24 protein-coding genes are annotated in these 21839 nt (G+C 55.8%); 14 read left to right on the top strand and 10 right to left on the bottom strand.

Features of this window, described 5'->3' with window-relative positions:
* Positions 1-15: 15 nt before the first annotated feature.
* The 3 genes from tnpC to tnpA all read right to left on the bottom strand — a co-directional run bounded on the left by tnpC (position 16) and on the right by tnpA (position 2342).
* Positions 16-1560 (bottom strand): IS66 family transposase, encoded by a 1545-nt coding sequence (gene tnpC, locus ACJO3M_RS03310; protein ID WP_406999692.1) that lies wholly within the window; start codon positions 1558-1560, stop codon positions 16-18.
* Between the two features lie 75 nt (positions 1561-1635).
* Positions 1636-1971: an IS66 family insertion sequence element accessory protein TnpB gene (gene tnpB / locus ACJO3M_RS03305; RefSeq protein ID WP_406999690.1), complete on the bottom strand. Its 336-nt coding sequence runs from the start codon at positions 1969-1971 to the stop codon at positions 1636-1638.
* A complete protein-coding gene (gene tnpA / locus ACJO3M_RS03300) occupies positions 1968-2342 on the bottom strand; it encodes an IS66-like element accessory protein TnpA (protein ID WP_406999688.1) in 375 nt (124 codons plus the stop codon). The genes tnpB and tnpA overlap by 4 nt, the downstream gene beginning before the upstream one ends.
* 334 nt (positions 2343-2676) lie before the next feature.
* Between tnpA and ACJO3M_RS03295 the strand changes: the two genes are divergently transcribed.
* From ACJO3M_RS03295 to ACJO3M_RS03285, 3 genes are all read left to right on the top strand, one after another.
* The gene (locus ACJO3M_RS03295; protein WP_406999686.1) at positions 2677-3618 is read left to right on the top strand and encodes a hypothetical protein; all 942 of its coding nucleotides are present in this window, start codon (positions 2677-2679) and stop codon (positions 3616-3618) included.
* A complete protein-coding gene (locus ACJO3M_RS03290) occupies positions 3611-4006 on the top strand; it encodes a hypothetical protein (RefSeq protein ID WP_406999684.1) in 396 nt (131 codons plus the stop codon). Before ACJO3M_RS03295 ends, ACJO3M_RS03290 begins: the two co-directional genes overlap by 8 nt.
* 147 nt (positions 4007-4153) lie before the next feature.
* Positions 4154-4549, top strand: coding sequence for a hypothetical protein (locus ACJO3M_RS03285; protein ID WP_406999682.1), 396 nt, complete (start codon positions 4154-4156; stop codon positions 4547-4549).
* A gap of 96 nt (positions 4550-4645) precedes the next feature.
* On the opposite strand, the gene ACJO3M_RS03280 is transcribed toward ACJO3M_RS03285, so the two are convergent.
* Positions 4646-5053 carry a hypothetical protein gene (locus tag ACJO3M_RS03280; RefSeq protein ID WP_406999680.1) on the bottom strand — a complete coding sequence of 136 codons (408 nt, stop codon included), beginning with the start codon at positions 5051-5053 and terminating at the stop codon, positions 4646-4648.
* 151 nt (positions 5054-5204) lie between these two features.
* Between ACJO3M_RS03280 and ACJO3M_RS03275 the strand changes: the two genes are divergently transcribed.
* A complete protein-coding gene (locus tag ACJO3M_RS03275) occupies positions 5205-5987 on the top strand; it encodes a helix-turn-helix domain-containing protein (RefSeq protein WP_406999678.1) in 783 nt (260 codons plus the stop codon).
* Here the strand turns inward: ACJO3M_RS03275 and ACJO3M_RS03270 are convergent.
* The 3 genes from ACJO3M_RS03270 to ACJO3M_RS03260 form a co-directional block, all read right to left on the bottom strand.
* Positions 5972-6985, bottom strand: a complete 1014-nt coding sequence (locus ACJO3M_RS03270; protein WP_406999676.1) for an MBL fold metallo-hydrolase — start codon at positions 6983-6985, stop codon at positions 5972-5974. The two genes, ACJO3M_RS03275 and ACJO3M_RS03270, sit on opposite strands and share 16 nt — an antisense overlap.
* Positions 6986-7004: 19 nt before the next feature.
* A complete protein-coding gene (locus ACJO3M_RS03265) occupies positions 7005-8993 on the bottom strand; it encodes a hypothetical protein (RefSeq protein WP_406999674.1) in 1989 nt (662 codons plus the stop codon).
* A gap of 158 nt (positions 8994-9151) precedes the next feature.
* Positions 9152-9640, bottom strand: coding sequence for an Lrp/AsnC ligand binding domain-containing protein (locus ACJO3M_RS03260; protein WP_428922320.1), 489 nt, complete (start codon positions 9638-9640; stop codon positions 9152-9154).
* Between the two features lie 190 nt (positions 9641-9830).
* Here ACJO3M_RS03260 and ald point away from each other — a divergent pair, with 190 nt between their 5' ends.
* The 9 genes from ald to ACJO3M_RS03215 all read left to right on the top strand — a co-directional run bounded on the left by ald (position 9831) and on the right by ACJO3M_RS03215 (position 17550).
* The gene (gene ald / locus ACJO3M_RS03255) at positions 9831-10955 is read left to right on the top strand and encodes an alanine dehydrogenase (RefSeq protein ID WP_406999672.1); all 1125 of its coding nucleotides are present in this window, start codon (positions 9831-9833) and stop codon (positions 10953-10955) included.
* A 115-nt stretch (positions 10956-11070) separates the two neighbouring features.
* Entirely contained in the window at positions 11071-12459 is a 1389-nt protein-coding gene (locus tag ACJO3M_RS03250; protein WP_406999670.1) for an alanine/glycine:cation symporter family protein, read from the top strand.
* Positions 12460-12750: 291 nt separating this feature from the next.
* Positions 12751-13206, top strand: coding sequence for a CopD family protein (locus ACJO3M_RS03245; RefSeq protein WP_406999668.1), 456 nt, complete (start codon positions 12751-12753; stop codon positions 13204-13206).
* A 49-nt stretch (positions 13207-13255) separates the two neighbouring features.
* Positions 13256-14113 (top strand): ion transporter, encoded by an 858-nt coding sequence (locus ACJO3M_RS03240; RefSeq protein ID WP_406999666.1) that lies wholly within the window; start codon positions 13256-13258, stop codon positions 14111-14113.
* Between the two features lie 6 nt (positions 14114-14119).
* On the top strand, positions 14120-15067 hold the full coding sequence (locus tag ACJO3M_RS03235) for a DUF4124 domain-containing protein (RefSeq protein WP_406999664.1): 948 nt from the start codon (positions 14120-14122) through the stop codon (positions 15065-15067).
* A gap of 188 nt (positions 15068-15255) precedes the next feature.
* Positions 15256-15696: a thioredoxin TrxC gene (gene trxC / locus ACJO3M_RS03230; RefSeq protein WP_406999662.1), complete on the top strand. Its 441-nt coding sequence runs from the start codon at positions 15256-15258 to the stop codon at positions 15694-15696.
* Positions 15697-16089: 393 nt separating this feature from the next.
* Complete coding sequence (locus tag ACJO3M_RS03225; protein ID WP_406999660.1) at positions 16090-16539, top strand: hypothetical protein; 450 nt, start codon at positions 16090-16092, stop codon at positions 16537-16539.
* 304 nt (positions 16540-16843) lie between these two features.
* The gene (locus ACJO3M_RS03220; RefSeq protein WP_406999659.1) at positions 16844-17311 is read left to right on the top strand and encodes a hypothetical protein; all 468 of its coding nucleotides are present in this window, start codon (positions 16844-16846) and stop codon (positions 17309-17311) included.
* 32 nt (positions 17312-17343) lie between these two features.
* The gene (locus ACJO3M_RS03215) at positions 17344-17550 is read left to right on the top strand and encodes a PFL_1563 family small protein (RefSeq protein WP_406999657.1); all 207 of its coding nucleotides are present in this window, start codon (positions 17344-17346) and stop codon (positions 17548-17550) included.
* A 76-nt stretch (positions 17551-17626) separates the two neighbouring features.
* On the opposite strand, the gene ACJO3M_RS03210 is transcribed toward ACJO3M_RS03215, so the two are convergent.
* A complete protein-coding gene (locus tag ACJO3M_RS03210; protein WP_406987203.1) occupies positions 17627-17833 on the bottom strand; it encodes a cold shock domain-containing protein in 207 nt (68 codons plus the stop codon).
* Positions 17834-18103: 270 nt separating this feature from the next.
* Positions 18104-19066, bottom strand: a complete 963-nt coding sequence (locus ACJO3M_RS03205; protein WP_406999655.1) for a DUF6635 family protein — start codon at positions 19064-19066, stop codon at positions 18104-18106.
* A gap of 460 nt (positions 19067-19526) precedes the next feature.
* Here ACJO3M_RS03205 and ACJO3M_RS03200 point away from each other — a divergent pair, with 460 nt between their 5' ends.
* Entirely contained in the window at positions 19527-20816 is a 1290-nt protein-coding gene (locus tag ACJO3M_RS03200; RefSeq protein ID WP_406999653.1) for an MFS transporter, read from the top strand.
* 41 nt (positions 20817-20857) lie between these two features.
* Here the strand turns inward: ACJO3M_RS03200 and ACJO3M_RS03195 are convergent, their stop codons facing one another.
* The gene (locus tag ACJO3M_RS03195) at positions 20858-21838 is read right to left on the bottom strand and encodes a GlxA family transcriptional regulator (RefSeq protein WP_406999651.1); all 981 of its coding nucleotides are present in this window, start codon (positions 21836-21838) and stop codon (positions 20858-20860) included.
* Position 21839 lies beyond the last annotated feature (1 nt).

Genomic DNA, 21839 nt, shown 5'->3' with positions numbered 1-21839 from the left:
GTAAGCGTCCGGCCATCACACCTTGTCAGTAATAGCCGGCTTCCAGTTGTGAGGCAATAGCTCATCGATGGCGTTGTTCTTCTGCATCGGGAGACGGGTCAGCACATCCTTCAGATAGGCATACGGATCATGTCCGTTCAGCTTCGCCGACTGGATCAGAGTCATGATGGCAGCCGCACGCTGACCACTGCGCAGTGATCCCGCGAACAACCAGTTGGAGCGGCCCAGCGCCCAGGGCCGGATCTGGTTTTCCACCCAGTTGTTGTCGATGGGCACAGCACCATCGTCCAGGTAGCGCGTCAGCGCTGCCCAGCGTTTGAGGCTGTAATCCAACGCTTTGGCCGTGCCGGAACCATCCGGCACTTTCTGGCGATGCGCCAGCATCCACTGATGCAGCGCATCAGCAATCGGCTTGGCTTTTGTTTCCCGGATTTCCTGCCGCTTGTCCGGTGGCAGGTCTTTGGTGTCCCGCTCGATTTCGTAGAGCCTTCCGATGTACTCCAGCGCCTTAGCGGCTAGCTCGCTCTTGTTGGCTTCGTGCAGATCGTAGAACTTGCGCCGGGCGTGGGCCATGCAACCGATCTCGATGATGCCGTTGCCGAACCCGGCCTTGTAACCAGCGTAATCATCACAGACCAGCTTGCCCTGCCAGTCACCCAGGAAGGTGCGGGCGTGTTCGCCTGCACGGCTGGGCGCGAAGTCATAAACGGTGGCTTTCAGGTCCGAGAACGGTGTGGTGCAGTAAGCCCAGACGTAGGCCTTGTGGGTTTTCTTCTTGCCCGGGGCCAGCATGCTGACCGGGGTTTCATCGGCATGCAGAACGCTGTGGTCCAGCAGGGTGTTTCTCAGCGCATCCACCAGGGGCTGTAACTGCACACCGCAGGCACCGACCCATTCGGCCAGGGTGGAGCGCGGAATTTCGAGGCCGGCGCGACCGAAGATGCGTTCCTGACGGTACAGCGGTAGATGATCGGCGTACTTGGCCACCAGGACCTGAGCCAGCAGACCAGCGGTGGGAATGCCCTTGTCGATCACCTGCGGTGGCACCGGTGCCTGGACCAGGGTCTCGCAACTGTCACAGACCCACTTGCCCCGGATGTGGCGTTCCACCGTGAACTCGCCCGGAACGTAGTCCAGCTTTTCGCTGACGTCTTCGCCGATGCGCTTGAGCTGGCAGCCGCAGCGGCACTGAGTGTTTTCGGGCTCGTGGTGGATCAGGGTGCGGGGCAGTTCCGGCGGCAGCGGGGTGCGCTTGGGCTTTTGCTTTGGCCGGGCAGCTTTCTGCTCCTCGGTCATCGCCTGTTCCAGCTCGACTTCGATAGCCGCCAGGTCGCTGTCGATCAGTTCATCCAGCAGTCGTCCCTGGACGGCGTCCAGTTGCTCGCTGCGCCGGGCATACTTATGGCGCTTGAGGATGGCCACTTCGTGAGTCAGCTTCTCGATGACCGCATCACGGTGCACCAGGGCCCGCTCCTTGTTCTCGACACGATCGAACAGTTCCGTGGCAAGAGCACGGAGCTGATCGGCAGAGAGTTGGTCGAGATCGGGGCGCTGAGTCATGCCCGTCAGTATGCCAAGTCCATGTGCCGCAAGCGATTCGCGGTTCTGGCTATGGCGATATCACTCAGCTTATGGTTACAGAATGGAGATCACGCCTTCAGCGCCAAGGCGTTGCCAGGGCAGGCCCTGAACCAGAGCGGATAACTGTTCCTCAGTCAGGCGCAGTTGGTCACCGCGCCAGGCTTCGCCCCAGTGGAACTTGCCCCGATTCAGCCGGCGAGCACAGAGCCAGATGCCCAGGCCATCGTGGATCAAGACCTTCATCCGGTTGCCCCGTTTGTTGGCAAACAGGTAGGCGCAATGCGGCCTGGCAGAACCGAAGACCTGAATAACCCGAGCCAGCGCTTTGTCTGGCCCGGCTCGCATGTCCAGCGGCTCAGTGGCCAGCCAGATCTCGTCAATGCGGATCATCCCAGCAGATCCCGCAACAGGGCGGCACACTGGTGGGCCTGCTCCGCAGGCCACTCCACCACCACCGCACCACCGGCGCGGGGAATCTCGATGCGGATGGTGCTACGCTTATCCGAGACCGATTGGTTGCCCGGTGCAGAGGTTGCAGCAGGCAGATTAACCGGAACAAATCCCGGTGTTGCTGGTGTTTTATCCGCTCGCTGCGCTTCACTCATCCAGCGCCGGACCATGTTGGCGTTGAGACCGTTATCCAGTGAAATCCGGGAAACGGAGGCCCCGGGTTCCAGGCATTTGGCGACAATCTCGGCTTTGAATTCGCGGGAAAACCGGCGACGGCGTTGGTAGGGCTTGGTTACGCTTAATTCGTTCATGTTAAGTGTCCACTAGAAAATAAGTGGACACTATCCTGACGTTGGCAGCGCCGTGCTCAAGATGGGATCACCGGACGCTTACGATACTCACTCACCCGTACCGTTTTCTGGTATCTCGCCGGCGCCATCAAAGCCCGCTTCGCAGGCCCAATCTCCTAATGCCCGTCGTTCTGGTAGCGCCGCCTCGGAATCGCCAGGCGCCAACGGGCCACAGAACGGTGCGAGTAGCGCAACGGCAGGTGGGGCGGCCGCATCCGACATGTCTGGGCAAACCTCAACCACCAGTGAGCCGAAGGCCACCGTAGAACCGGGCTACCACGTAGTCCAGAGCCCAATGAGCAAGACGGAATTGTTGGCTGAGCTGTATGGAGACGCTTCGGCAAAGCCGGATCACTTTGACCGGTTGAATCCGGGCCTTGGCGGGCTGGTGTTGCCTGGTGAGATGATTGTTCTGGGTGACCCGGAAGGTATGGAGTGCACTCAAGAAGAAGCCGACTTGATGGAAGTGGCTGCGCAGGTAAACGCCCAGGTAAGGTCGCTGGAGCAGGACGAGGCGCAGTTTATCGTCAATTATTACGATCTGTTGGAAGCCATCACTTCAACGGGCACCGCTGGTCTGGGGGCCGGCGCAGTAATGGTCTCGAAGCAGATCAAAAGTATTGAGACGACGTTAAAAGACATCGAGCGGCTTCATCAGGACAGTTACCGTAAGCATGGTCATCTCAACCATCCCGAGTTTTTCGAGAAGCGGCGGGCGCTATTCAAGAAGCTGGACTTTTCTCTGGGGAGTTTGGCGCGCAAGGGCATGTCACTGGATGATGATGTGAAGCTGAAGCGAGCGCTGGGGATGTCGTCGAAGAGAACTGTGCATCATTGGAAGACGGCTGGGGTCGGTGGCATACCGGGGTACGCTACGCACTACGAGCGGCTGGCGACGGGTGCGAGATATGTCCGAAACGTAGGTTACCTGGGGATCACTCTGGATGCGGCTTTGTCCGCTATGAAGATCAATGAAGCCTGCACGGCAGGCGACGATAAGGCGTGCCAAGTCGTTTCATATCGGGAAGGTGGTAAGCTGGTTGGCTTGGTGGGTGGTGGCGCTATTGGAGCGGGTGCTTCGTATGGTTGTTTGGCCTTTGGAGTCACTTCTGCAGGCATCGGAGGTGTAGCCTGTGCGGTTATTGTCGGTGGTCTTGGTGCTGCAACAGTGGGCTATGCTGGCGGAGCGGGTGGTGAGGTCGCAGGTGAAATCCTGAGAAAGGCTATTCATGAGTGATGAAAAATTGACGGTGTTGGCTGAGATTACGATAGTGGCCTCTTTGGGCGTTGGTGTCATTCTGCTATTACTAATGGTTACGCTATTCTTCCGAAAAACTGCGGAAGTTGAGCGACGAATTGCAACTCCGGGTAAGCAACTGGATGAAATTCGTAGTATCTGGGGGAATGGCCCGATCGGTCGCTGGATGAGGATCATGCACGTGTACGCTTTCGTGGTCTTCCGGCATCTTCCACGAATAGGATCCCGTATCGAATCCAGAATGGGTGAGGAGACCGAACCTTTGCCGCTCTCATTGAAGCTTTGGGTGATTGTGCCTTTCACTGTGTATGCAGTTCTTATGTTTCTGTTTTTCTTCTCAAGCTGGTACCTAGGGGCATTCGACTAGTGAGCGCCGTCAATAAGCGGTTGATGCGGATGTTTTGCCGTGCTCTTAATAGCGGGTCTGATTTTGTGAAGAATTTTTGCCAGCATTTTTGACATTATTTGGGAGTGGTCGGGGAGTGCGCGGGCGAAATATTGAGCAAGGAAGTTCATGAGTGAGGAACAATTAACTGCATTAGCGGCGATTACAGGCGCCTCTTCTCTGGGCGTTGGCATCGTTCTGATGTTTCTAATGATCACACTATTTTTCCGAAAAACTGCGGAAGTTGAGCGACGAATAGCTACTCCAGGCAAGCAGCTGGATGGAATCCGTAGAATCTGGGGTAATGGCCCGCTCGGCCGCTGGATGAGGGTGATTCATGTATACGCTTTCTTTCTATTCCGGAACCTTCCACGAGTAGGACCCCGTATCGAATCCAGAATGGGTGATGAGAACGAACCTTTACCACTCTCGTTGAAGCTCTGGGTGATCGTGCCTGCCACTATATATTGGATTCTGGCGTTTCTGTTTTTCTTCTCAGGCTGGTATCTAGGCGCATTTGATTAGGGAGTGCGGTCAGTAGGCGAAATGTGGAGAAATTTTTGGTCGCGGTGGCCAGCGGGACACGCACAGCCACACGCGATCAGCTCGGAGGCTGAATCCTTATCCGAGCGCAGGCTGGTGCGGCTTACTGCCAGCAACCCGTTTCATCCATGCCATGTCCAGCGGAACCAGCACGTTCAGGGCGAACAGCACCCAGCCCAGGGGCTGCAAACTTTCCGCAAACCACACCATCAGGGCAAGGGACAGCAGGCTCCAGGTTACATCGCCAGCAATCATCAGGTTCAGGTATTTCTCCTGCCACCGCTCATTGATGGCCATGGCGGCCATGTCCACACACCACAGCAGCATCACAATGCCGACCACCAGGTAAAAGGTCGCGCCGGGGCCGCCTGCCCACTGGGCGATCGGCCCTGCGGCCAGAATGAGAGCCAATGCCAGGGGTGTGGAGAGGAAGACATCGCTCAGGAGGATTTGCTTCACACTGAATCGACGGACTAGGTTTTTCATGGGATCACCTCAATCGGGTTTCGCAATGTGTTTGACTACGCTACAAAGCTTCTACCCGGGCGGTGATAGACTCAATTACCTGTGAGGTAATGGTGCAGACTACCCTCGAGGACGATAATCGCTGAACACTCGGACATTCACAGGAAATACGATGAGCGCCTTCGGTACGCTATTCAGAGAAATGCGGCAGGGTAAACGGTTGAGCCAAATGGATTTCGCCCTTGAATGCGAGGTGTCGGCAAAGCACATCAGCTTTCTGGAAACAGGCCGAAGCAAGCCCAGCAAAGGCATGGTTCTGCATTTAGCGCAGATGCTGCAAGCGGACCTGGCCGGGACCAACCGGCTGTTGTCGGCGGCGGGTTACAGCCAGGTCTATTCCGATCAGAACTTGAGCGCGCCCGGCATGGCCATGATCAAGGAGGCGCTTGAACACCTGTTGCAGGGGCACCTGCCGTACCCGGCGGTGGTGTTCGACCACGAGTATTATCTGGTGATGGCCAACCAGGCCATGCAGGAGATGATGGTAAGAATGGTGGAGCTCGGTGCTCAGTTTCCGGCCCGGCCAAACTTTCTGCTGTCGCTGCTGGATGACCACGGCATGAAACCCTTCGTGGGCGATTGGGAGAATATCGCCTGCCACATGCTGCAACGTGTCTACCATGAGCATCTTGCCGGTCCCTTTCGGGATCAGCCCAATCGATTGCTGGAACAGGCCCTGACTGTGCCCGGCGTGCCGCAAAACTGGAAAAGCCACGTGGTGGAACACCTGGACTACCCGGCGATTCCTTTCTCCCTGAATCTGGGGGACCAACAGCTCAGAATCTTTTCCACCATCGCAACCATCGGCACGCCTTTGGATGTCACCGCTCAGAATTTGCGGATTGAGCATTTCTTTCCGATGGATGAGAGCAGCAAGGCTTATTGGCGAGGCTGAAGCATGCAAATCGGCGACCACACTTCCCCGTGTTGCATCACCCGGAAGGCCGCTTCACTTATGCCTTGCCTCTCCAACGCCAGCCGTAGTCGCCTCGGTGGCTCGTCCATGGGTTCATCGGTGAGCACGAACGTGCCCCAGTGCATGGCAACAGACTGGCGGGCGCCAATATCCTGGTGAATTCTGACCGCCTCTTCGGGTGCGACGTGTACCGGGGCCATGAACCAGCGCGGGTCGTAGGCGCCTATGGGGAGTAGCGCCAGATCAATGGGCGCAAACAGTTCGCCAATGTCCCGGAAGACCTGACCATAACCGGTATCACCGCCGAAATAGAACCGAAAGCCATCCATTTCCAGAAGCCAGCTACACCACAGCGAGGTGTTGGTGTCGGTGGCGGTTCGTCCGCTGAAATGCTGGGTTGGCAGGCAGAACACTTCGTTTTTGTCGGCCAGGGGCGTTGATTGCCACCAGTCGAGCTCCATCAAGTTGTGGATGCCGCGCTTCTCGAACCAGCGTCGCAGCCCCATGGGAATGCAGAAGCACAGGTTATCCCCGAAACGTCGGTGCAGCTGGCGCACCGTTGCTTCGTCGAGATGGTCGTAGTGATTGTGGGAAATCAGTACCAGGTGAATCGGCGGCATGTCCGCCACCGTCAGGGCGGGTGGCGTGAACCGCTTCGGCCCGATTAACCGGAAGGGACTGGCGCGGTCCGACAACACCGGGTCGGTCAGTACGTTCAGGCCCCGATACTGGAACAGGAAGGACGCATGCCCCAGCCAGGTCAGCTGCGGTGCTGTCGGCGGATTCATCAGCAAGTGGGCATCCGGACGCAGCAGCGTGTAGCGCTTACCCGGTGGGAAACGGCGGCCGGGGGCCAGTTGCCAGCGCAGGAAATCCCCCAGACCATGCTGCTCTACGCGCTCCAGATTGCGATACCTGCCCCGATGGAAATGGGGTTTCGCGGCAAGGGCTGCAAGACGTTCACGGTCGATGGTCATGACTCGAACTAGCCCCTTTCTAGCGCCCCGAGGCCCAACTTTCTTTCGCCAACTGCATGGCCCGGTTCACTTCATCGGCTGGGACATCGCCCGGCTCGCCCTTTTCGAGCGGGTCGTAGTGAAAGACATACAGGCGGGAGACGAACTCGGCCACCGGTAACGAGGCTTCACCATAACGCTCGTTGTGGCCGTGGGTTGAGGTGACGATGCCCTGGCCCCAGTTCTGCCCGCTGTCGTTGTTGGGGTTAAAAAAGTAGACGCGCATGGTCTTGTCCGCATCCAGCGCAAGCCGCTGGATGGTGATGGCGTGCCAGCCAAGAAAGCGCGTGGCGCTGTCGGTCACCGCAATACCGGCCGGTTGTGGATTGATGACCGGGATGTCGCCGTTGTAGAAAGGGTGATAGGCGGCATAAAAATCGCGAATAAACCCGTCGAAGTCTTTAAGGCTACCCGTGAAAACGTCGACGGCAATGCGAAATCCGTGGCCGACCTGGTCGCCATGGAATTCTGCGTTGACCCATTTGTGTGGATCTTCTCCGCGCCCGACACTGCGTCGACCCATTTCAAAATAGATGCGATCCAGGTGCGGCACGGTCAGCAGGGATACCGCATCCACATCCACCGGCGGCTCGGTCGCCAGCCCGGCGCCGAGTTCCCGCGAGGATATGCTGTTACCTTCAAAGCGCATCACGATTTCATCGTCGCGCGCTGCCCAGGCAAGGATCCGAAGCAGCTCTGCCGGCATGTTGTAGGCCCACATGGAGAGGGCGCGCGTAGACTGGCAGGTGGGATAATTCCCCTGTCCGATGCCGAGTGGGCGCCCAAGCACATTGAGCTCGTCGGCGAGTAAAAAACATTCGGGGGAACGGCTGTTCCCGAAGACCGCCTCAATCTTCTCGGCCGCCGCGTCGCAGAGCGGCAGGCGTATCTGGCGCCACAGAGACGGCGCCACGGGAGGTGCGTAGAGAATGCCGCGCTCGAGCATCATGGCCAGGCCATAGGCACACTGGCTGGTCTCTGGATACAGGGCTTCGTCAATCAGGCGATGAATCAGCGCGGGGTAGCAGTGAAACGCGTCGGCACCTGTGTTGCTCAGCCCCAGGGCCGTGGGAATCAGTTCGTTCCAGCGGTTTCGCAGGTAGCGTATGAATACCGGCATGTAGGCTGACACCAGGCCGGTTGAGTGCATGGCCTGGGCGAAGGCGATGGCCTCCTGTAGCAGGGTGGCGTCGTCCATTTCCGCCAGTCGTTCAGCGTAGACATCAAAGCCGGGATCTTCCCGGCATCCCTCGGTGGGGCTGAATACGGCGTTGATCAGTTGCACCGCGTCGTCGCTGACTTCGCCATCCAGCGCGTCCGGTTTTTCCAGGCAGACCGCTATCTGGGTCACCATGTGTTTAACGCCCGCGACCTGGACAGGGCGTTGCGCCAGAATCCGCCAGACTTCGGCCACCAGATGTTCCAGGAGGTTTTCGTAGCCCAGATGCTGCAGCAGGTAGTGGTACAGGGTCTGAACGGCGTGGCCGAGCTGATCGGGCCTCAGCCGGTCGCTCTCATTAAGATCGCCCACCACCAGGTCGAGGTTCATCGCCAGTACCTGGGCGAGAAAGTGATGGGCGTGTTCCGCCGAGATAGAAGCGTGGGTGTAATCGCTTTTGACCACCGCCAGAAGGCGAATCTGGCTCAGGCTTTCAACCAGTGTTGCCGCCGGCTCCCCGTGGCGGACCGTGCGTGCGGCCAGGGAGGGTACCAGTGTCTGGGGATAGTCCCAGTCGCTGCCCCTAAAGAATCCGGCCGACTCAATATCCGGCACGCGTTCGTAAAGCGCTTCCAGACCTTCCGGGCTGAACATCAGGGGTTTTGCCGCATCGATCACCTCGAATACCGGCGAGACGCCCTCAGTGGCATTGGTTTCGGCAAGGCGGCTGATGGCCTCGTCAAGTGCCTTCAGGAGCTCGTCTGACACGCCATTATTCCGGTTTTTGGATCCGTCGTTGGCTCTGGTCATACCTCCCTATCCTTCAGTGAACCTCAGGACATGTCAACTGTGCTTGCTGGGTATTTCGCCCCTGTTTCGAGTGCCGGAAATGATGACGGTAGCGGGCGAGGGCAGTCTGCCGATGGACGTACTGCTTCGCAGTCGGGCCCAGAACCTGCAATCCGCCCCTAGCCGATGCCATGTTCGGTAACGCTCTTCATACTCAGTAACTGCCCTTCCTTCACGGTTTCCATCACGATGTAGCTGCGGGAGTCGTTCACCCCCGGTAACGCCAGAATGGTTTCGCCCAGCAGCGAGCGATAGTGGGCGACATCCGCCACCCGGGCCTTGATCAGGTAGTCAAAGTTGCCGGACACCAGATGGCACTCCTGTACCTCCGGAACGTCGATGGCCGCTTCCTTGAATTGGGCGAACACATCCGGACCGGTACGGGTCAGGCTGATCTCGACAAAAACCGTGAGTCCGATGCCCAGCTTGCGGGCGTTGAGAATGGCCCGGAAGTTCCGGATATATCCATCCCGTTCCAGCTTGCGGACCCTTTCGAGGCAGGGGGTTGGGCTCAGGTTCACCCGGCTCGACAAATCGTGGTTGGTGATCCGGGCATTGTTCTGCAGTTCGTCCAGGATGGACAGGTCTATTCGATCGAGTTTTCGCACGCGTTTTGCTCCTTTTACCAGTGAAATTGTTGAAAGCAGTTGAGAATACTGTATGTGAGAAAATTAAAGATTAAAACAGCTAATAAATAGCAAAATTCAGCATTTTCTTCTGTCCGGCCTATTTAGACTTTGATGCGTCACCGTGACCGTTGTGTCGCGTTAACTCATTACCTGACAGGAGCAAAACCCTATGATTGTGGGTGTACCCAAAGAGATTAAGAACAATGAATTCCGGGTTGGACTGACCCCAGAGGCGGTCCACGAGCTGGTTGCACATGGCCATCAGGTGGTTGTGCAGGCTGGTGCCGGAGCGGGTATCGAGCTTACTGATGATCAGTTCCAGGCTGCAGGCGCCAAACTCGCCGCCACTGCGGAATCGGTTTTCGAACAGGCGGAGATGATCGTCAAGGTCAAGGAACCGCAGGCCGTCGAGCGAGCCCTGCTACGGCCTCATCACACCCTGTTTACCTACCTTCACCTGGCCCCGGATGTGCCCCAAACCAACGAGCTGCTGGCCAGCGGCGCGACCTGTATCGCCTATGAGACCGTTACCGACAGCAACGGAGCGCTGCCGCTGTTGGCGCCCATGTCGGAAGTGGCAGGTCGTATGAGTATTCAGGCCGGTGCCCACTGCCTGGAGAAATCCCAAGGGGGGCGGGGCCAGCTGCTGGGCGGGGTGCCCGGCGTAGACGCCACCACCGTGGTGGTGATTGGTGGTGGCGTGGTGGGCTTCAATGCCACCCAGATGGCGGTGGGTCTGGGAGCCCGCGTCATCGTGCTGGACAAGTCCATTGCCGTCCTGCGCCGTTTCGATGCGGTGTTCGGCAACCGGGTCCAGACCCTGTTCTCGTCGTCAAAGGCGGTCGAGGAAGTGCTGTTACAGGCGGACCTGGTGATCGGTGGCGTGCTGATCCCCGGGGCTGCGGCACCCAAACTGGTCAACCGTGACTTGATTTCCCGGATGAAGCCGGGGGCGGCGGTGGTTGATGTGGCGATCGATCAGGGCGGCTGTTTCGAGACGTCGACGCCGACCACCCATGCCGAGCCCACTTACATGGTTGACGGTGTGGTTCACTACTGCGTGGCAAACATGCCCGGCGCGGTTGCCCGGACCTCCAGTTATGCCCTGAACAACGCCACCTTGCCCTATGTTCTGCAGATCGCAAACAAAGGCCCGCGTCAGGCGCTGGAGGACAGCTCGGGGCTGCTGCAGGGCCTGAATGTGTTCAACGGAGTGCTGACCTGTCCGTCCGTGGGCGTCGCCCAGGGCATCGAATCCATCACCCCCGAACAGGGGTTGGCGCTGATGAACTGACCGTGCCACTTCTGCGGGCGGATGCTGCCCGCAGAACGGTTCTACCCGAGTTCGTTATCGGCAAGGTCGATAACGCTCCCTGCATTACACGACAACAACAAGAGGTATTGATCCCATGGATTTACTGAGTTCTGTATTGGGAACCATCAACGGAATCGTCTGGGGTTGGCCCATGCTCATTCTTATATTGGGCGTGGGCCTGTTTATGAGTCTTGGCCTGAAGCTGATGCCCATCCTCCGGATTGGCGCTGGCTTTAAGCTGCTGTTCAGTCGCGAACCGGTCCGCCATGGTGACGAACAGGCTGGCGAAGTATCGCCTTTCCAGGCGCTGATGACGGCGATGGCAGCAACGGTTGGCACCGGCAATATTGCGGGTGTGGCCACTGCGGTGTTCCTGGGCGGCCCCGGCGCCCTGTTCTGGATGTGGGTGACTGCCCTGGTGGGCATGGCCACTAAATACTCCGAGGCGGTGCTGGCGGTCCGATTCCGTGAGGTGGATGACGAGGGCAACCACGTTGGGGGCCCGATGTACTACCTGAAGAATGGCCTGGGTCGGAAATGGGCCTGGTTGGGCACCGCCTTCGCCATCTTTGGCGCGGTGGCGGGGTTCGGCATTGGCAATACCGTTCAGTCCAACTCCATCGCCCAGGTAATTGACGCCAATTTTGGTGTACCGGTGATAGTAACCGGACTTGTGGCGATGGTGCTGGTGGGGGCTGTGTTGATGGGAGGAATACGGCGTATCGGAGCGGTAGCCGGAAAGCTGGTGCCCTTTATGGCGGTTGCCTACATGCTGGCCGGGCTGGTGGTGCTGGCGATCAATGCTGACCAGATTGGCCCGGCTCTGGCCCTTATTCTCGACAGTGCCTTCTCCGGCCATGCCGCGCAAGGGGGCTTTGCGGGAGCGGCCGTTTGGGCCGCCATTCGTTTCGGGGTGGCCCGTGGTGTCTTCTCCAATGAGGCCGGGTTGGGCTCCGCTCCCATTGCGCATGCTGCTGCCAAGACCAACGACCCAGTTCGCCAGGGCTTGATCGCCATGCTGGGCACCTTGATCGATACCCTGATCGTCTGTTCCATCACCGGCCTGGTGATCATTACCTCTGGCGCCTGGGATTCCGGAGAGTCTGGGGCTGCATTGACCTCGACAGCCTTTGGCCTGGCTTTGCCCGGGGTGGGCAATTACCTGGTCGCGATTTCACTGGCGCTGTTTGCCTTCAGCACCATTCTGGGCTGGTCATTCTATGGCGAAAAATGCGTGGAATACCTGTTTGGCACCAGGGCCATCAAGCCGTTCCGGGTGCTGTGGGTGCTCGCTGTCCCCCTGGGGGCCGTTCTCAACCTGGATTTCGTCTGGTTGGTGGCCGACACACTCAATGCGTTGATGGCTCTCCCCAACCTCATCGCCATTGTCGCGCTCAGCCCGGTGGTGTTCCGGCTGACCCGGGACTACTTTGATCGCCAGAGGCTGGCGCTGGCGGCTGAACCCTCGGGCACTGGTTCCTGAGGTCAGTGGCTTTCCCCTGGCCTGGAGCTCCTGGATACTGGGGCTCCAGGCCTATCTGGCCGACCTTCAGGAGTGGAAACTGGTTGCACCTCACGGGTGAGAGGTCAGTGTGGTTTCCTGACAGTGAGTACGAATCTCAGCCAACTGGCGAGGCCATGTTCCATGAGGCCTGTGACAGCATGGGCTTGGCGCCGGCGTTTCCGACGATATCGCCGCCGTGGTGTCACACTGGCTCTGAGGAGAGATGAGGCTTATGCTCTTCACACACATTTTTCATTCGGGAATCGCTTTATGAGTCTGGCTGTTGCACTGCATGTTCTTTCTGCCGTGATCTGGGTTGGCGGTATGTTTTTCGCCTACATGGCCATGCGGCCGGCGGTGGTTGAGGTGATTGATGCGTCGCAACGGGGCGTGCTCTGGTGTCACACCCTGTCCCGGTTTTTCCGGTGGGTATGGGTGGCCGTGATCCTGTTGCTGGTGACCGGTTACTGGATGATCTTCAGCGTGTTCGGTGGCATGGCGGGTGCCGGCTGGCATATCCACGTCATGCAGGGGCTGGGGATTGTGATGATCCTGATTTATTTTCACGTTTATTTCGCCCCTTTTCGGCGGCTGAAGCAGGCCGTTGCCAACCAGGATCCCCAGGAAGGTGGGCGCCAGGTGGGGCAGATCCGTAAGCTGGTGGGCATCAACCTGATTTTTGGGCTGATCGTGGTGGCGGTCGGTGCCGGCGGCCGGTATCTGTAAGTCCATCGGAATCCCGGGATGTTGAATGACAGGTAAAGAGGCAGCTTAGATGGCGACAGAAAAACCGGACGGCCAGGGAATCAAAACGCGCCTGTTTCAAATCATTTTCGAATCAGACACCCGCTTGGCCAAAGGCTTTGATGTTTGTTTGGCTTTGCTGATATTTCTCAGCGTCGGGATTATTCTTCTGGACAGTGTTCCGGAATATCATGCCCGCTTCGGTGAGCTCTTTTATGTGCTGGAATGGGGTGTAACGCTGCTGTTCACGCTTGAACTCGGCCTGCGTATTTATTGCCTGGAGAAACCGAAGCTCTATCTGAAAAGCTTTTACGGGGTTATTGACGTTCTGGCGGTTATGCCGACCTGGCTGGCACTTTTGTTCCCGGGTACGCAGACTCTCGTCGTATTGCGCTTGCTGCGTACCTTGCGCCTGTTCCGGGTGCTGGAAATGATGACGGTAGTGGGCGAGGGCCGGCTGCTGCTGGACGCACTGCTTCGCAGTCGGGCCCAGATCCTGCTTTTTCTGTTCACAGTGCTGATGCTCGTGACCATCTTCTCTTCGCTTCTCTATCTCATTGAGCCGGCCGAAGCAGGCTTTACCAGTATTCCTATATCCATTTACTGGGGGATCGTGACACTGACGACGGTGGGCTATGGCGATATAACGCCGGTTACGCCCTGGGGGCAATTTATTTCCATGATGATCATGTTGACGGGCTACTCGATTATCGCGCTTCCCGTCGGCGTTTTTTCCGCGGAAGTTATTCGCACCCTGCGTGCGGAACGTTACTCTGATGAAGCCTGTCCGGGGTGCGGTAAACATCGACATGAAACCGACGCCAACTACTGTAAATATTGCGGTACCTGGCTTGATGAGGAGAAGTCCGAGCCGGGCGGCTCCGGGTGAAACGCAATGTTTAAAAAGTTACGAAAAGCCGTACATCCGGTCCTTGTGTTTTCGCTCTTTATGATCGCTGCAAACATGGGTTATGCAAAGATTTATAAATGGGTTGATGAAGACGGGAAGGTTCATTTCAGTGATCGGGAAGACCGCAGCGTTGAGCAGGAAGTGGTCAACGTAAAGCCTGGCGCGTCGAAATGGTCGCGTTTTGATATCCGGATTAAAGCAGTCGATGTGGAGCTGAGCGACGAGGAAAACCAGCAGATTGTTGACGGCGTGAACAATGTCTATGAGTTTTTTGATCGTGTGATGTCCTTTGACATGTACCGGACGGTGCCCGTCAATATATTGATTTTGAAGGATAGAACGGAATACCAGAACTACCTTGTTCGCAAGGAAAAAGGCATGGCGGTTGCGTCGTACGGCGTGTACATATCGTCAGAACATCAGATCGTCGTTTATGTACAGGAAAACAGGAGCCGTACCTTCAAAACAATCAAGCACGAGGTGAGTCACGCGGTGGTCGATACCATTGTTCCCTATGCGCCTGCCTGGTTGAATGAAGGGCTTGCCGAGCAGATGGAGGTGCTGGAGCATGATCAAGCGGGTTTGTATTTTGAGCGTCACGAGGACAACCGGCGGGTTGTCGCTCAGGCCCGTGAACAGGGCCGTTTGGCGGGCATCGAACAGTTTTTGAAACTACCCAGTAATAAGTGGCGACATTCCGATATGTCGGGAGCCAGCAGCCTGCGGGCCCAGGCCGGCCAGTTCGTTGGTTTCCTGCTTTCCAAACCGACCCGCCGTAACTTTGTGGTGCGGCTGATGCACAACTTTAACCGGGGTGATCGTACCCTTGCGTATTACCTGGTGGATGATAATTACATTGGCGGGGTCAGTATGCTGGATTTGGACTGGAGACGTTGGTTGCTCCAGCAGGGTAAAGGGATCAACAGGCTTTAGCCTACTGTCTTTGTTCTTGATCGGGTATCGTTTCCTCTCCGGTAGCGATAGGAGCTGCCGCTACCCGGTGCCTGTTCCCGACCTTCCACCCGGCCACATTGGGGGAGGTTATACGGAGCTGCGCCGCTTGATTTCTCTCGCTTTGCCCTGATTATTCCTGTGACCAACAATTCAAAGGCAGTTCAATCATGGCCGACATCCGACACCTCGTGTGCCCCCATTGCCACAAAGTGAATCGCGTACCCGTGGATAAGCTGTCATCCGGCGGCAATTGTGGCGCATGCAAACAGCCGTTGTGGCCGGATCAGGTTCTGGAGCTCGGTGACCAGAGCTTTGCGGTCCATACAGGGCGCAGTGATGTGCCGGTGCTGGTGGATTTCTGGGCCAGTTGGTGCGGTCCCTGCAAGATGATGGCGCCCCAGTTTGAGCAGGTAGCGAAAGCCTGGCGTGGTAAGGTACGCTTTGCCAAGCTGAACACCGAACAATCCCCCGGGCCAGCCGGTCAGTTTGGTATTCGCAGCATACCTACGCTGATCCTGTTTCAGAATGGCCGGGAAGTGGCCCGCCAGAGTGGTGCCATGAACCAAGCGCAGATCAACCAGTGGCTGCAATCGAAAGGTGTTCGGTAGCCACGATCGTCACACATTGTCAATGTCCTCACACAACGCCTTCAGCCCATCGGTCAGCATAGGAATATCTTGCCAACCGGGTTGCCGAATCAGGGGGCACGTTTGAACATCTCAGCAATTCGGATATAGTTTGCGTCGAGCGCGGTGTCGAAGCTGTGAGCCTGAGAATGGATTGCTCGGGAATTTTCTGAACGACAAGGATCTGTCTGATGCCCCAGCCTGCAAAGAGGGTCATACCTCGAACCAGTTCTTTTAGCCTGTTGGCCCTTCTATCTGCTCTATGTTCGAGTGCGTCTTGCAGTTCGGGTTACGTCGCTACTCCTGATGTTGATGCAAGTATCGGCCAATGATACTTGATGACCTCTTTGCTAAAAATGTTATAGGAATCTGTAAGTGAAAAACGTACGTTCTATTCTCCTAAAAGTTTCTCTTGGGATAGTTGCTCTACTTATTTTTACTCATGACTACGAAGTTGAGGTGGAAAATTCACCAGGGCGCGAACTAATGAGCCATGGGTATCAAATTCAAGCAGCATTAGATGCAGTTATAGGAGAATATTCAATAGAAACATGGGCGAAATACTCTGGGTTAGGAGAACGTAAAGCGAATTTTAAGTTCGGTGATACTCTTAGCGAGCTAAAGGAAAAATATGGCTCTACAGAACAATGCGCCACAGTGCCTTTTAAATATATGAAGAGGGATTATTTTATTACAGAAGAGACTTATTTCTGGCGCTGGGAATCAAAATGCTCTTTTGAAAAAGGTAGGGGGATGGCGGTAGTCGATTTTGTTATCAATTACAGCGGATTAGAGTTGTTGCGTTGGGAAATAAAGTCGATTTAATCATGGCTGTTGTGTCAAATCGCGTATCTGCAGATTAGCAGTCATCCGGCGATGATTGCGGTGCTTGTAATCAAGAGGCTTCGGCTGAAAAGCCAGCCCTAGTTGTTGAAAGGGCTGCTCCCCCCCGCTCTGTCCTCTAGATATTTATAAACCACGGCATTACCATCAGTCCGGCACCAATGCAATCGAGGAGCAGCATCAGAAAGATGTCAGTGGTGGTGAGAGGAGGGGGCAGCTACCTGTCCGATGACGGTGGCCTTGAGGACCGGGATTTTCAATTCTAATTCAGAAGAGGTATCAGATAGTGCGATTCCCATTGCGATTACAGGCCAGTGCCCTGCTGCTGGCCATGGTGATGCCACTGGCACAGGCCGCGGAGGATGACAGCGAGGCGACCGTAGAATCATTGCGGCAGGAGGTTCAGAGCCTCAATCAGGAGCTGTCGAATTTCACCGCCGAGCGGCGTGAACGGTTAATGACGGACATCGAGGACGTGCTTGGCGCCATGGATGACCGTATCGCAACCCTGGAGAATCGCCTGAAAGGGGGGCGGGAGGAGGCCGACAAGATAGCCGAGGCCCAGGCGCAGACTGCGCTGGCGTCTCTGCACCGGGAGCGGGCGCGGGTGACGGAATGGCACCTGCGTATGCAGGACAGCGCTGATTTTACCTGGGAGTCCATGAAGGAAGGCTTCACCGACGCCTTCGAAAAATTCTCTGAGGCCTGGCAGAACGCAGAGCAGAGTGTCGGTCAGGCCCTCGAGGAGAACTGATCAACAATTTTTTCCTGTTTCGGATATGATGGTTGTTTGATGTTGGCGAAAAAGCCAAATTTAACCTGGGGAATATGATGAGCAAGAAACCCGTAAAAGCTACATTAACGACTGCCACGATTGAGGAACAGACTGCTGCTTTTTTAAAGTCCGGCGGGGTCGTTGAGTATGTGGGCAAAGGGAAAAGTGGACAATTCGCCTCTACAGGTTCAAAGCAGATCAACCTGAAAAGTGGCTAATGAGTGGTCCGGTTTTCGGTATTCAATAAAAAAGGCAGCCTGAGGCTGCCTTTTTTCATCACGTATTGGCTGTTATTTACAGGCCAATAACGTTCTCTGCCTGTGGACCTTTCTGGCCCTGGGTCACGCTGAATTCAACTTCCTGGCCTTCGGCCAGAGTTTTGAAACCGCTACCCTGAATAGAGCTGTAGTGAACAAAAACGTCCGCGTCGCCTTCACGAGTAATAAAGCCAAAACCTTTTGCTTCATTGAAAAACTTAACGTTGCCTTTAACTGTAGACATAATAAATATCCTGAGATTAATCAATAATGTGCCGTCAAGAGATCGTTGTGATCCTTGATCAGCGGTATGCGGGAAACAAAAAAACGTGCGGAATCAAAAACAGGACAAAAGGTGTGACAACACAGAAGGTCTTATTCGTGAAATGCTTTGCTAAATCTTTCCAACAAGAGAGACGGTACGCTAATTAAGAGGCATTGCATAGCCTAGTTTTCAATTATTCACTCAGCCCCATCCAGCCTGGGGTAACCGGTATTGGTCGAGCGCCGTGAGCTAGAGTAAACCCGATCTGATCATGTCGAACGTGTCCAGAATCCGCGCTACAAACTGGTCTTTCGGGCGAAAGCTGCTTTGAGTGCTGAGTGTCACGTCCCTCTGCAGGTGATCCAGTAGCTTGTGCAGGCGCCGGCGATGCAAACCGACCGCTGCCTGTACGGGATCGAAAATAACACCGGACAATGCTGCAAACGCCGCCAGTGCGGCCATCACGGCGACCATAACGATGGCCGTCGTCGCCAGCGAAGGCTCCGGTGGGAATACGCTGTAGTACCACCCGCCGATGGTTTCCCCCAGGATAAAGTCCCTGGCGGCCAGGGTCTTTGCGACTATGGAAGCAAGCACCACCCCGAGCCCGATACCACCCGGGGTAAACTTCTGGAATGCGAACGCGCCCAACACCGTGCATGAAATACTGTTGGTGATATCGGCAGACGCTGTCCGGGTTACCCGGTACTGACTGAGCGCGTCCGCGACCAGCGGCTCGATCAGCCTGCTGAACCGCTGGTGATTGACCGGCTCACAGGTATGGCGCTCATAGACCGCCTCCAGCGCCTCTATCAGATAGCTCTCCAGCAGCGGGTCTTCCTGACCATTGTTCAACAGGTCCACCAGGATCAGGTGCGAGATGTGTTGTTGTACCCGGGTGGTGAAGCCGGCGGGTACACGATCTACCAGACCGTGCAGCCACATCAGGCCTGTTCGTTTGGGAGTCAGAATTTTTACCAGGCAGGCCAGGGCGTACACCGGCGCCCACAGTAGATTGATGGGCGCCCGCAACATGTCCCATCCCAGCGCCCTCCGGTTGGTCGCGATGGCGCCGGGGTAATGGAAATGACGATCAATAAACGCCGGTACCCGCGCCCGGCAGTCGTCAAAGTAGCGCTCAATGCCTGTGCGGATTGCCAGGTCTATCTCAGCTTCGGAGACGTTTTGTTCGGGTGATGTGACCGTGTGCATAGTGGCAGGCGTGTCTGCAGGCGAGTGAGTGTCTGGCGCATTAAACCGCAATTGAGCAAGCCGGGCCACTCTTGGAAGTATTATGGGACTGATCCAGCGTACCCAGGTTGCGCTATCGGGCGCTCCCGTCCCTCTTCGGTTACACAGCTTGTCACCTTTCCGCCGCATGTGAGTCCGTTTTTAGCCTTTTGGGGCATCAAAAACAGTTGCAGCATAAGGCAATACAAAGAGCTGAATATGCAAATGAATTATTCGTGGATTGATTCCCTCTTGGTAATTGATGTCATTGGTGATGACCTTTGGAGCCTGTTAATGCGGAATTTCATTAAAGCATTAGGAATCAGTGATCAAGAGCGGGATGCTGCAGCTGCTCTTGCCGCTACTCAAGAGCTAATAGATTTCAGAGTGAAAGCTTGTACCAGTACTGACCGGTACCACATTCGCGCAGAGGAACCCTCGTATGCCTGAATCAAGCAAGGTGAACACTGCTGGCGTAATGTGGGGTGTCGCACTGATTGGCTTCATCGTTATGTTTCTAAGCTCCTCTATTAAAGGAACTTACCAAATATACTTTCGCGATTTGGCCGATTTTTTTGGCGTTGGCAGAGGTGCTTTTGCCTTGTCCGGGGCTCTGTTTGGGCTGAGCCTTGGACTTTTTTCTCCAGTTGCAGGTGCGGTGTGTGACCGATATGGCCCGTACTTGTGTTTGCTCTCAGGGGGTGCGGTAGCCTCACTAGCGTTTTTCCTTCTCGGCAATGCCAGCGAGTACGGAGTATTCCTCTTTGCATACGGCGTTCTTGCCGCATATGCATTAGCGGCATTAAGTTTTGTCCCTGTGGGGATACTGATTGATAGGGTTTTCACCCGGCGTCACAAGGGATTGATCTTTGCAGCCGTTAGCAATGGTGTGGCAATAGGATTCATTGTCCTTTCTCCATTATGGGTATGGTTGAATAACTGGATGACTTGGAACAGTCTTTCAAACTACCTCGCCATCGCTTTCGCATTGCTCATAACCATACCTGTTCTTCTCGTAAGCCGAGTCTTCCCGGTCCCCGGTGACACAAGCGCAATTGAGCAGAATAAAAATTCCGACAAGGTCAGCGCACACCTGAGGAAACCTTTGTTTTTGCTACTTGCCATGAGTTTCGCTGGATGTGGTTCTTCAATGGCGTTCATTGATATCCATCTGGTGCCACTCGTCCAGGAACGAACGCTTTCGCTGGGTGGGGGAGGAACATCCACGGTTGCGCTGATGCTCAGTGTTTTGGGTCTATTCGAGCTGGTAGGTGCGGTAGTCGTCGGTTATATCGCCGGCAAACTCAATGTTTCCCGGTTGCTCGCGATTCTCTACGGTGCGCGCGCCTTATCCCTGGGAATGCTCTCTGTTACACATTCCCCGGCTCTCTTCATCCTCTTTGCCGTACTGTTCGGGCTGACGTACATGGGAACAGTCATCCTGACCTCCATGATTTGCTTGAATTGTTATGGTCCAAAGATAAAAGGAAAAATGTTTGGATTGCTATTCAGTATTCACCAAGTAGCCGTCTTCCTAACCGCTTGGCTTGGAGGTTTTGCTCGAGATGTAACGGGTGATTACACACTGACGACGCTAGCTGTAACGACTGTGTGCCTCCTGTCAGTGATTGCTGCACTGTCTCTTAAGGGCATCAAGACAAGCCAGAGCAATCTTGCTGTAGAGCCGGAACCTAACCGCATTGCTGAACGGGCCGTAACTGAAAATCAGTGATGATATTTCATCCGAAAAATGGACAGGATTTGCTATGACAATCAAGACTGCTGTGCCCCGGCTTGATTGTCATTACGACTGGACGTGCGTCGTTGACTGGGGGGGTAGTCAAACTTTCTGCCCCATGCGTCTCTAAAAGTCTTGGTGCTTTGAAAACCAGCGAGCTCTGCCACCCATTCGATCGAGTGATTCGTGGATTTTAGTAGCTGATCAGCCTTCTGAATTCGCTGTTCGTTCACGTACTGCTTGAATGTCACGCCCGTTGCCTGACGAAACAACCGCTGGAAGTGGCGGGCTGAAATATTGAGTTGGCGCGCGACCGACTCTGCAGTTAACGGCCGATTAAGTTTGCTGGCAATAATATCCTGGGCCTCGTGAATCGTCGGGTGGACGTGATCGCGATAAAGAAATTGCGGTGCAATCTGAGGATCATCCCCCATTCGTCGGCTACACACGACCATTTCTCTGGCAACAGCAACGCCAGCATCAGGGCCGACGATTTCGGTGATGAGGTGCAGGGTTAGATCGATGCCGGCACTGACACCTGCCGAGGTATATAAACCCTGATCCTCGACAAACATACGCTCCTGAAGGACCTCAGCATTCGGGAATTCTTCGGCCAGCCGCCTTAGCTGCCGATGATGCGTTGTGCATTTTCGGCCATCTAATAGCCCGGCTGCACCGAGTATGAAAGATCCGGTACAAACGCCAATCAGCCGTGCGTTCTGCCTATCCATTTCTTGAAGCCAATCAAGAACTTCTTGATTCAGCCCTGGATCTATTTTTCCAGCGCTAAGTTTCATGCCCGGAATATAAATTAGACTTCCCGGTTGGACTACCTCCGGAAGTGCCGACATTGTGGAAAGGGCCAAACCTTGCCAGCTAGAGACCGTTTGTTGGTGGCTGATGTAGTGGCAGCGAAATTGTTCTCCCTGTAGCTCGTTGCAGTCTGCCAGTGCTTGGGCCGGGCCTGATAAATCCATCAGATGAATGTTGGGCAAAATCAGGAAGTAAACGTCCATT

Source organism: Marinobacter alkalisoli, assembly GCF_045449795.1.
Classification (GTDB): domain Bacteria; phylum Pseudomonadota; class Gammaproteobacteria; order Pseudomonadales; family Oleiphilaceae; genus Marinobacter.
This window is presented reverse-complemented; position numbering and strand designations above follow the sequence as displayed.

What these genes read in the sequence shown, in the direction of transcription:
- tnpC (WP_406999692.1), bottom strand. Translation starts at nt 1,560, where the DNA reads ATGACTCAGCGCCCCGATCTCGACCAACTCTCTGCCGATCAGCTCCGT.
- tnpB (WP_406999690.1), bottom strand. Translation starts at nt 1,971, where the DNA reads ATGATCCGCATTGACGAGATCTGGCTGGCCACTGAGCCGCTGGACATG.
- tnpA (WP_406999688.1), bottom strand. Translation starts at nt 2,342, where the DNA reads ATGAACGAATTAAGCGTAACCAAGCCCTACCAACGCCGTCGCCGGTTT.
- ACJO3M_RS03295 (WP_406999686.1), top strand. Translation starts at nt 2,677, where the DNA reads ATGAGCAAGACGGAATTGTTGGCTGAGCTGTATGGAGACGCTTCGGCA.
- ACJO3M_RS03290 (WP_406999684.1), top strand. Translation starts at nt 3,611, where the DNA reads ATGAGTGATGAAAAATTGACGGTGTTGGCTGAGATTACGATAGTGGCC.
- ACJO3M_RS03285 (WP_406999682.1), top strand. Translation starts at nt 4,154, where the DNA reads ATGAGTGAGGAACAATTAACTGCATTAGCGGCGATTACAGGCGCCTCT.
- ACJO3M_RS03280 (WP_406999680.1), bottom strand. Translation starts at nt 5,053, where the DNA reads ATGAAAAACCTAGTCCGTCGATTCAGTGTGAAGCAAATCCTCCTGAGC.
- ACJO3M_RS03275 (WP_406999678.1), top strand. Translation starts at nt 5,205, where the DNA reads ATGAGCGCCTTCGGTACGCTATTCAGAGAAATGCGGCAGGGTAAACGG.
- ACJO3M_RS03270 (WP_406999676.1), bottom strand. Translation starts at nt 6,985, where the DNA reads ATGACCATCGACCGTGAACGTCTTGCAGCCCTTGCCGCGAAACCCCAT.
- ACJO3M_RS03265 (WP_406999674.1), bottom strand. Translation starts at nt 8,993, where the DNA reads ATGACCAGAGCCAACGACGGATCCAAAAACCGGAATAATGGCGTGTCA.
- ald (WP_406999672.1), top strand. Translation starts at nt 9,831, where the DNA reads ATGATTGTGGGTGTACCCAAAGAGATTAAGAACAATGAATTCCGGGTT.
- ACJO3M_RS03250 (WP_406999670.1), top strand. Translation starts at nt 11,071, where the DNA reads ATGGATTTACTGAGTTCTGTATTGGGAACCATCAACGGAATCGTCTGG.
- ACJO3M_RS03245 (WP_406999668.1), top strand. Translation starts at nt 12,751, where the DNA reads ATGAGTCTGGCTGTTGCACTGCATGTTCTTTCTGCCGTGATCTGGGTT.
- ACJO3M_RS03240 (WP_406999666.1), top strand. Translation starts at nt 13,256, where the DNA reads ATGGCGACAGAAAAACCGGACGGCCAGGGAATCAAAACGCGCCTGTTT.
- ACJO3M_RS03235 (WP_406999664.1), top strand. Translation starts at nt 14,120, where the DNA reads ATGTTTAAAAAGTTACGAAAAGCCGTACATCCGGTCCTTGTGTTTTCG.
- trxC (WP_406999662.1), top strand. Translation starts at nt 15,256, where the DNA reads ATGGCCGACATCCGACACCTCGTGTGCCCCCATTGCCACAAAGTGAAT.
- ACJO3M_RS03210 (WP_406987203.1), bottom strand. Translation starts at nt 17,833, where the DNA reads ATGTCTACAGTTAAAGGCAACGTTAAGTTTTTCAATGAAGCAAAAGGT.
- ACJO3M_RS03205 (WP_406999655.1), bottom strand. Translation starts at nt 19,066, where the DNA reads ATGCACACGGTCACATCACCCGAACAAAACGTCTCCGAAGCTGAGATA.
- ACJO3M_RS03200 (WP_406999653.1), top strand. Translation starts at nt 19,527, where the DNA reads ATGCCTGAATCAAGCAAGGTGAACACTGCTGGCGTAATGTGGGGTGTC.
- ACJO3M_RS03195 (WP_406999651.1), bottom strand. Translation starts at nt 21,838, where the DNA reads ATGGACGTTTACTTCCTGATTTTGCCCAACATTCATCTGATGGATTTA.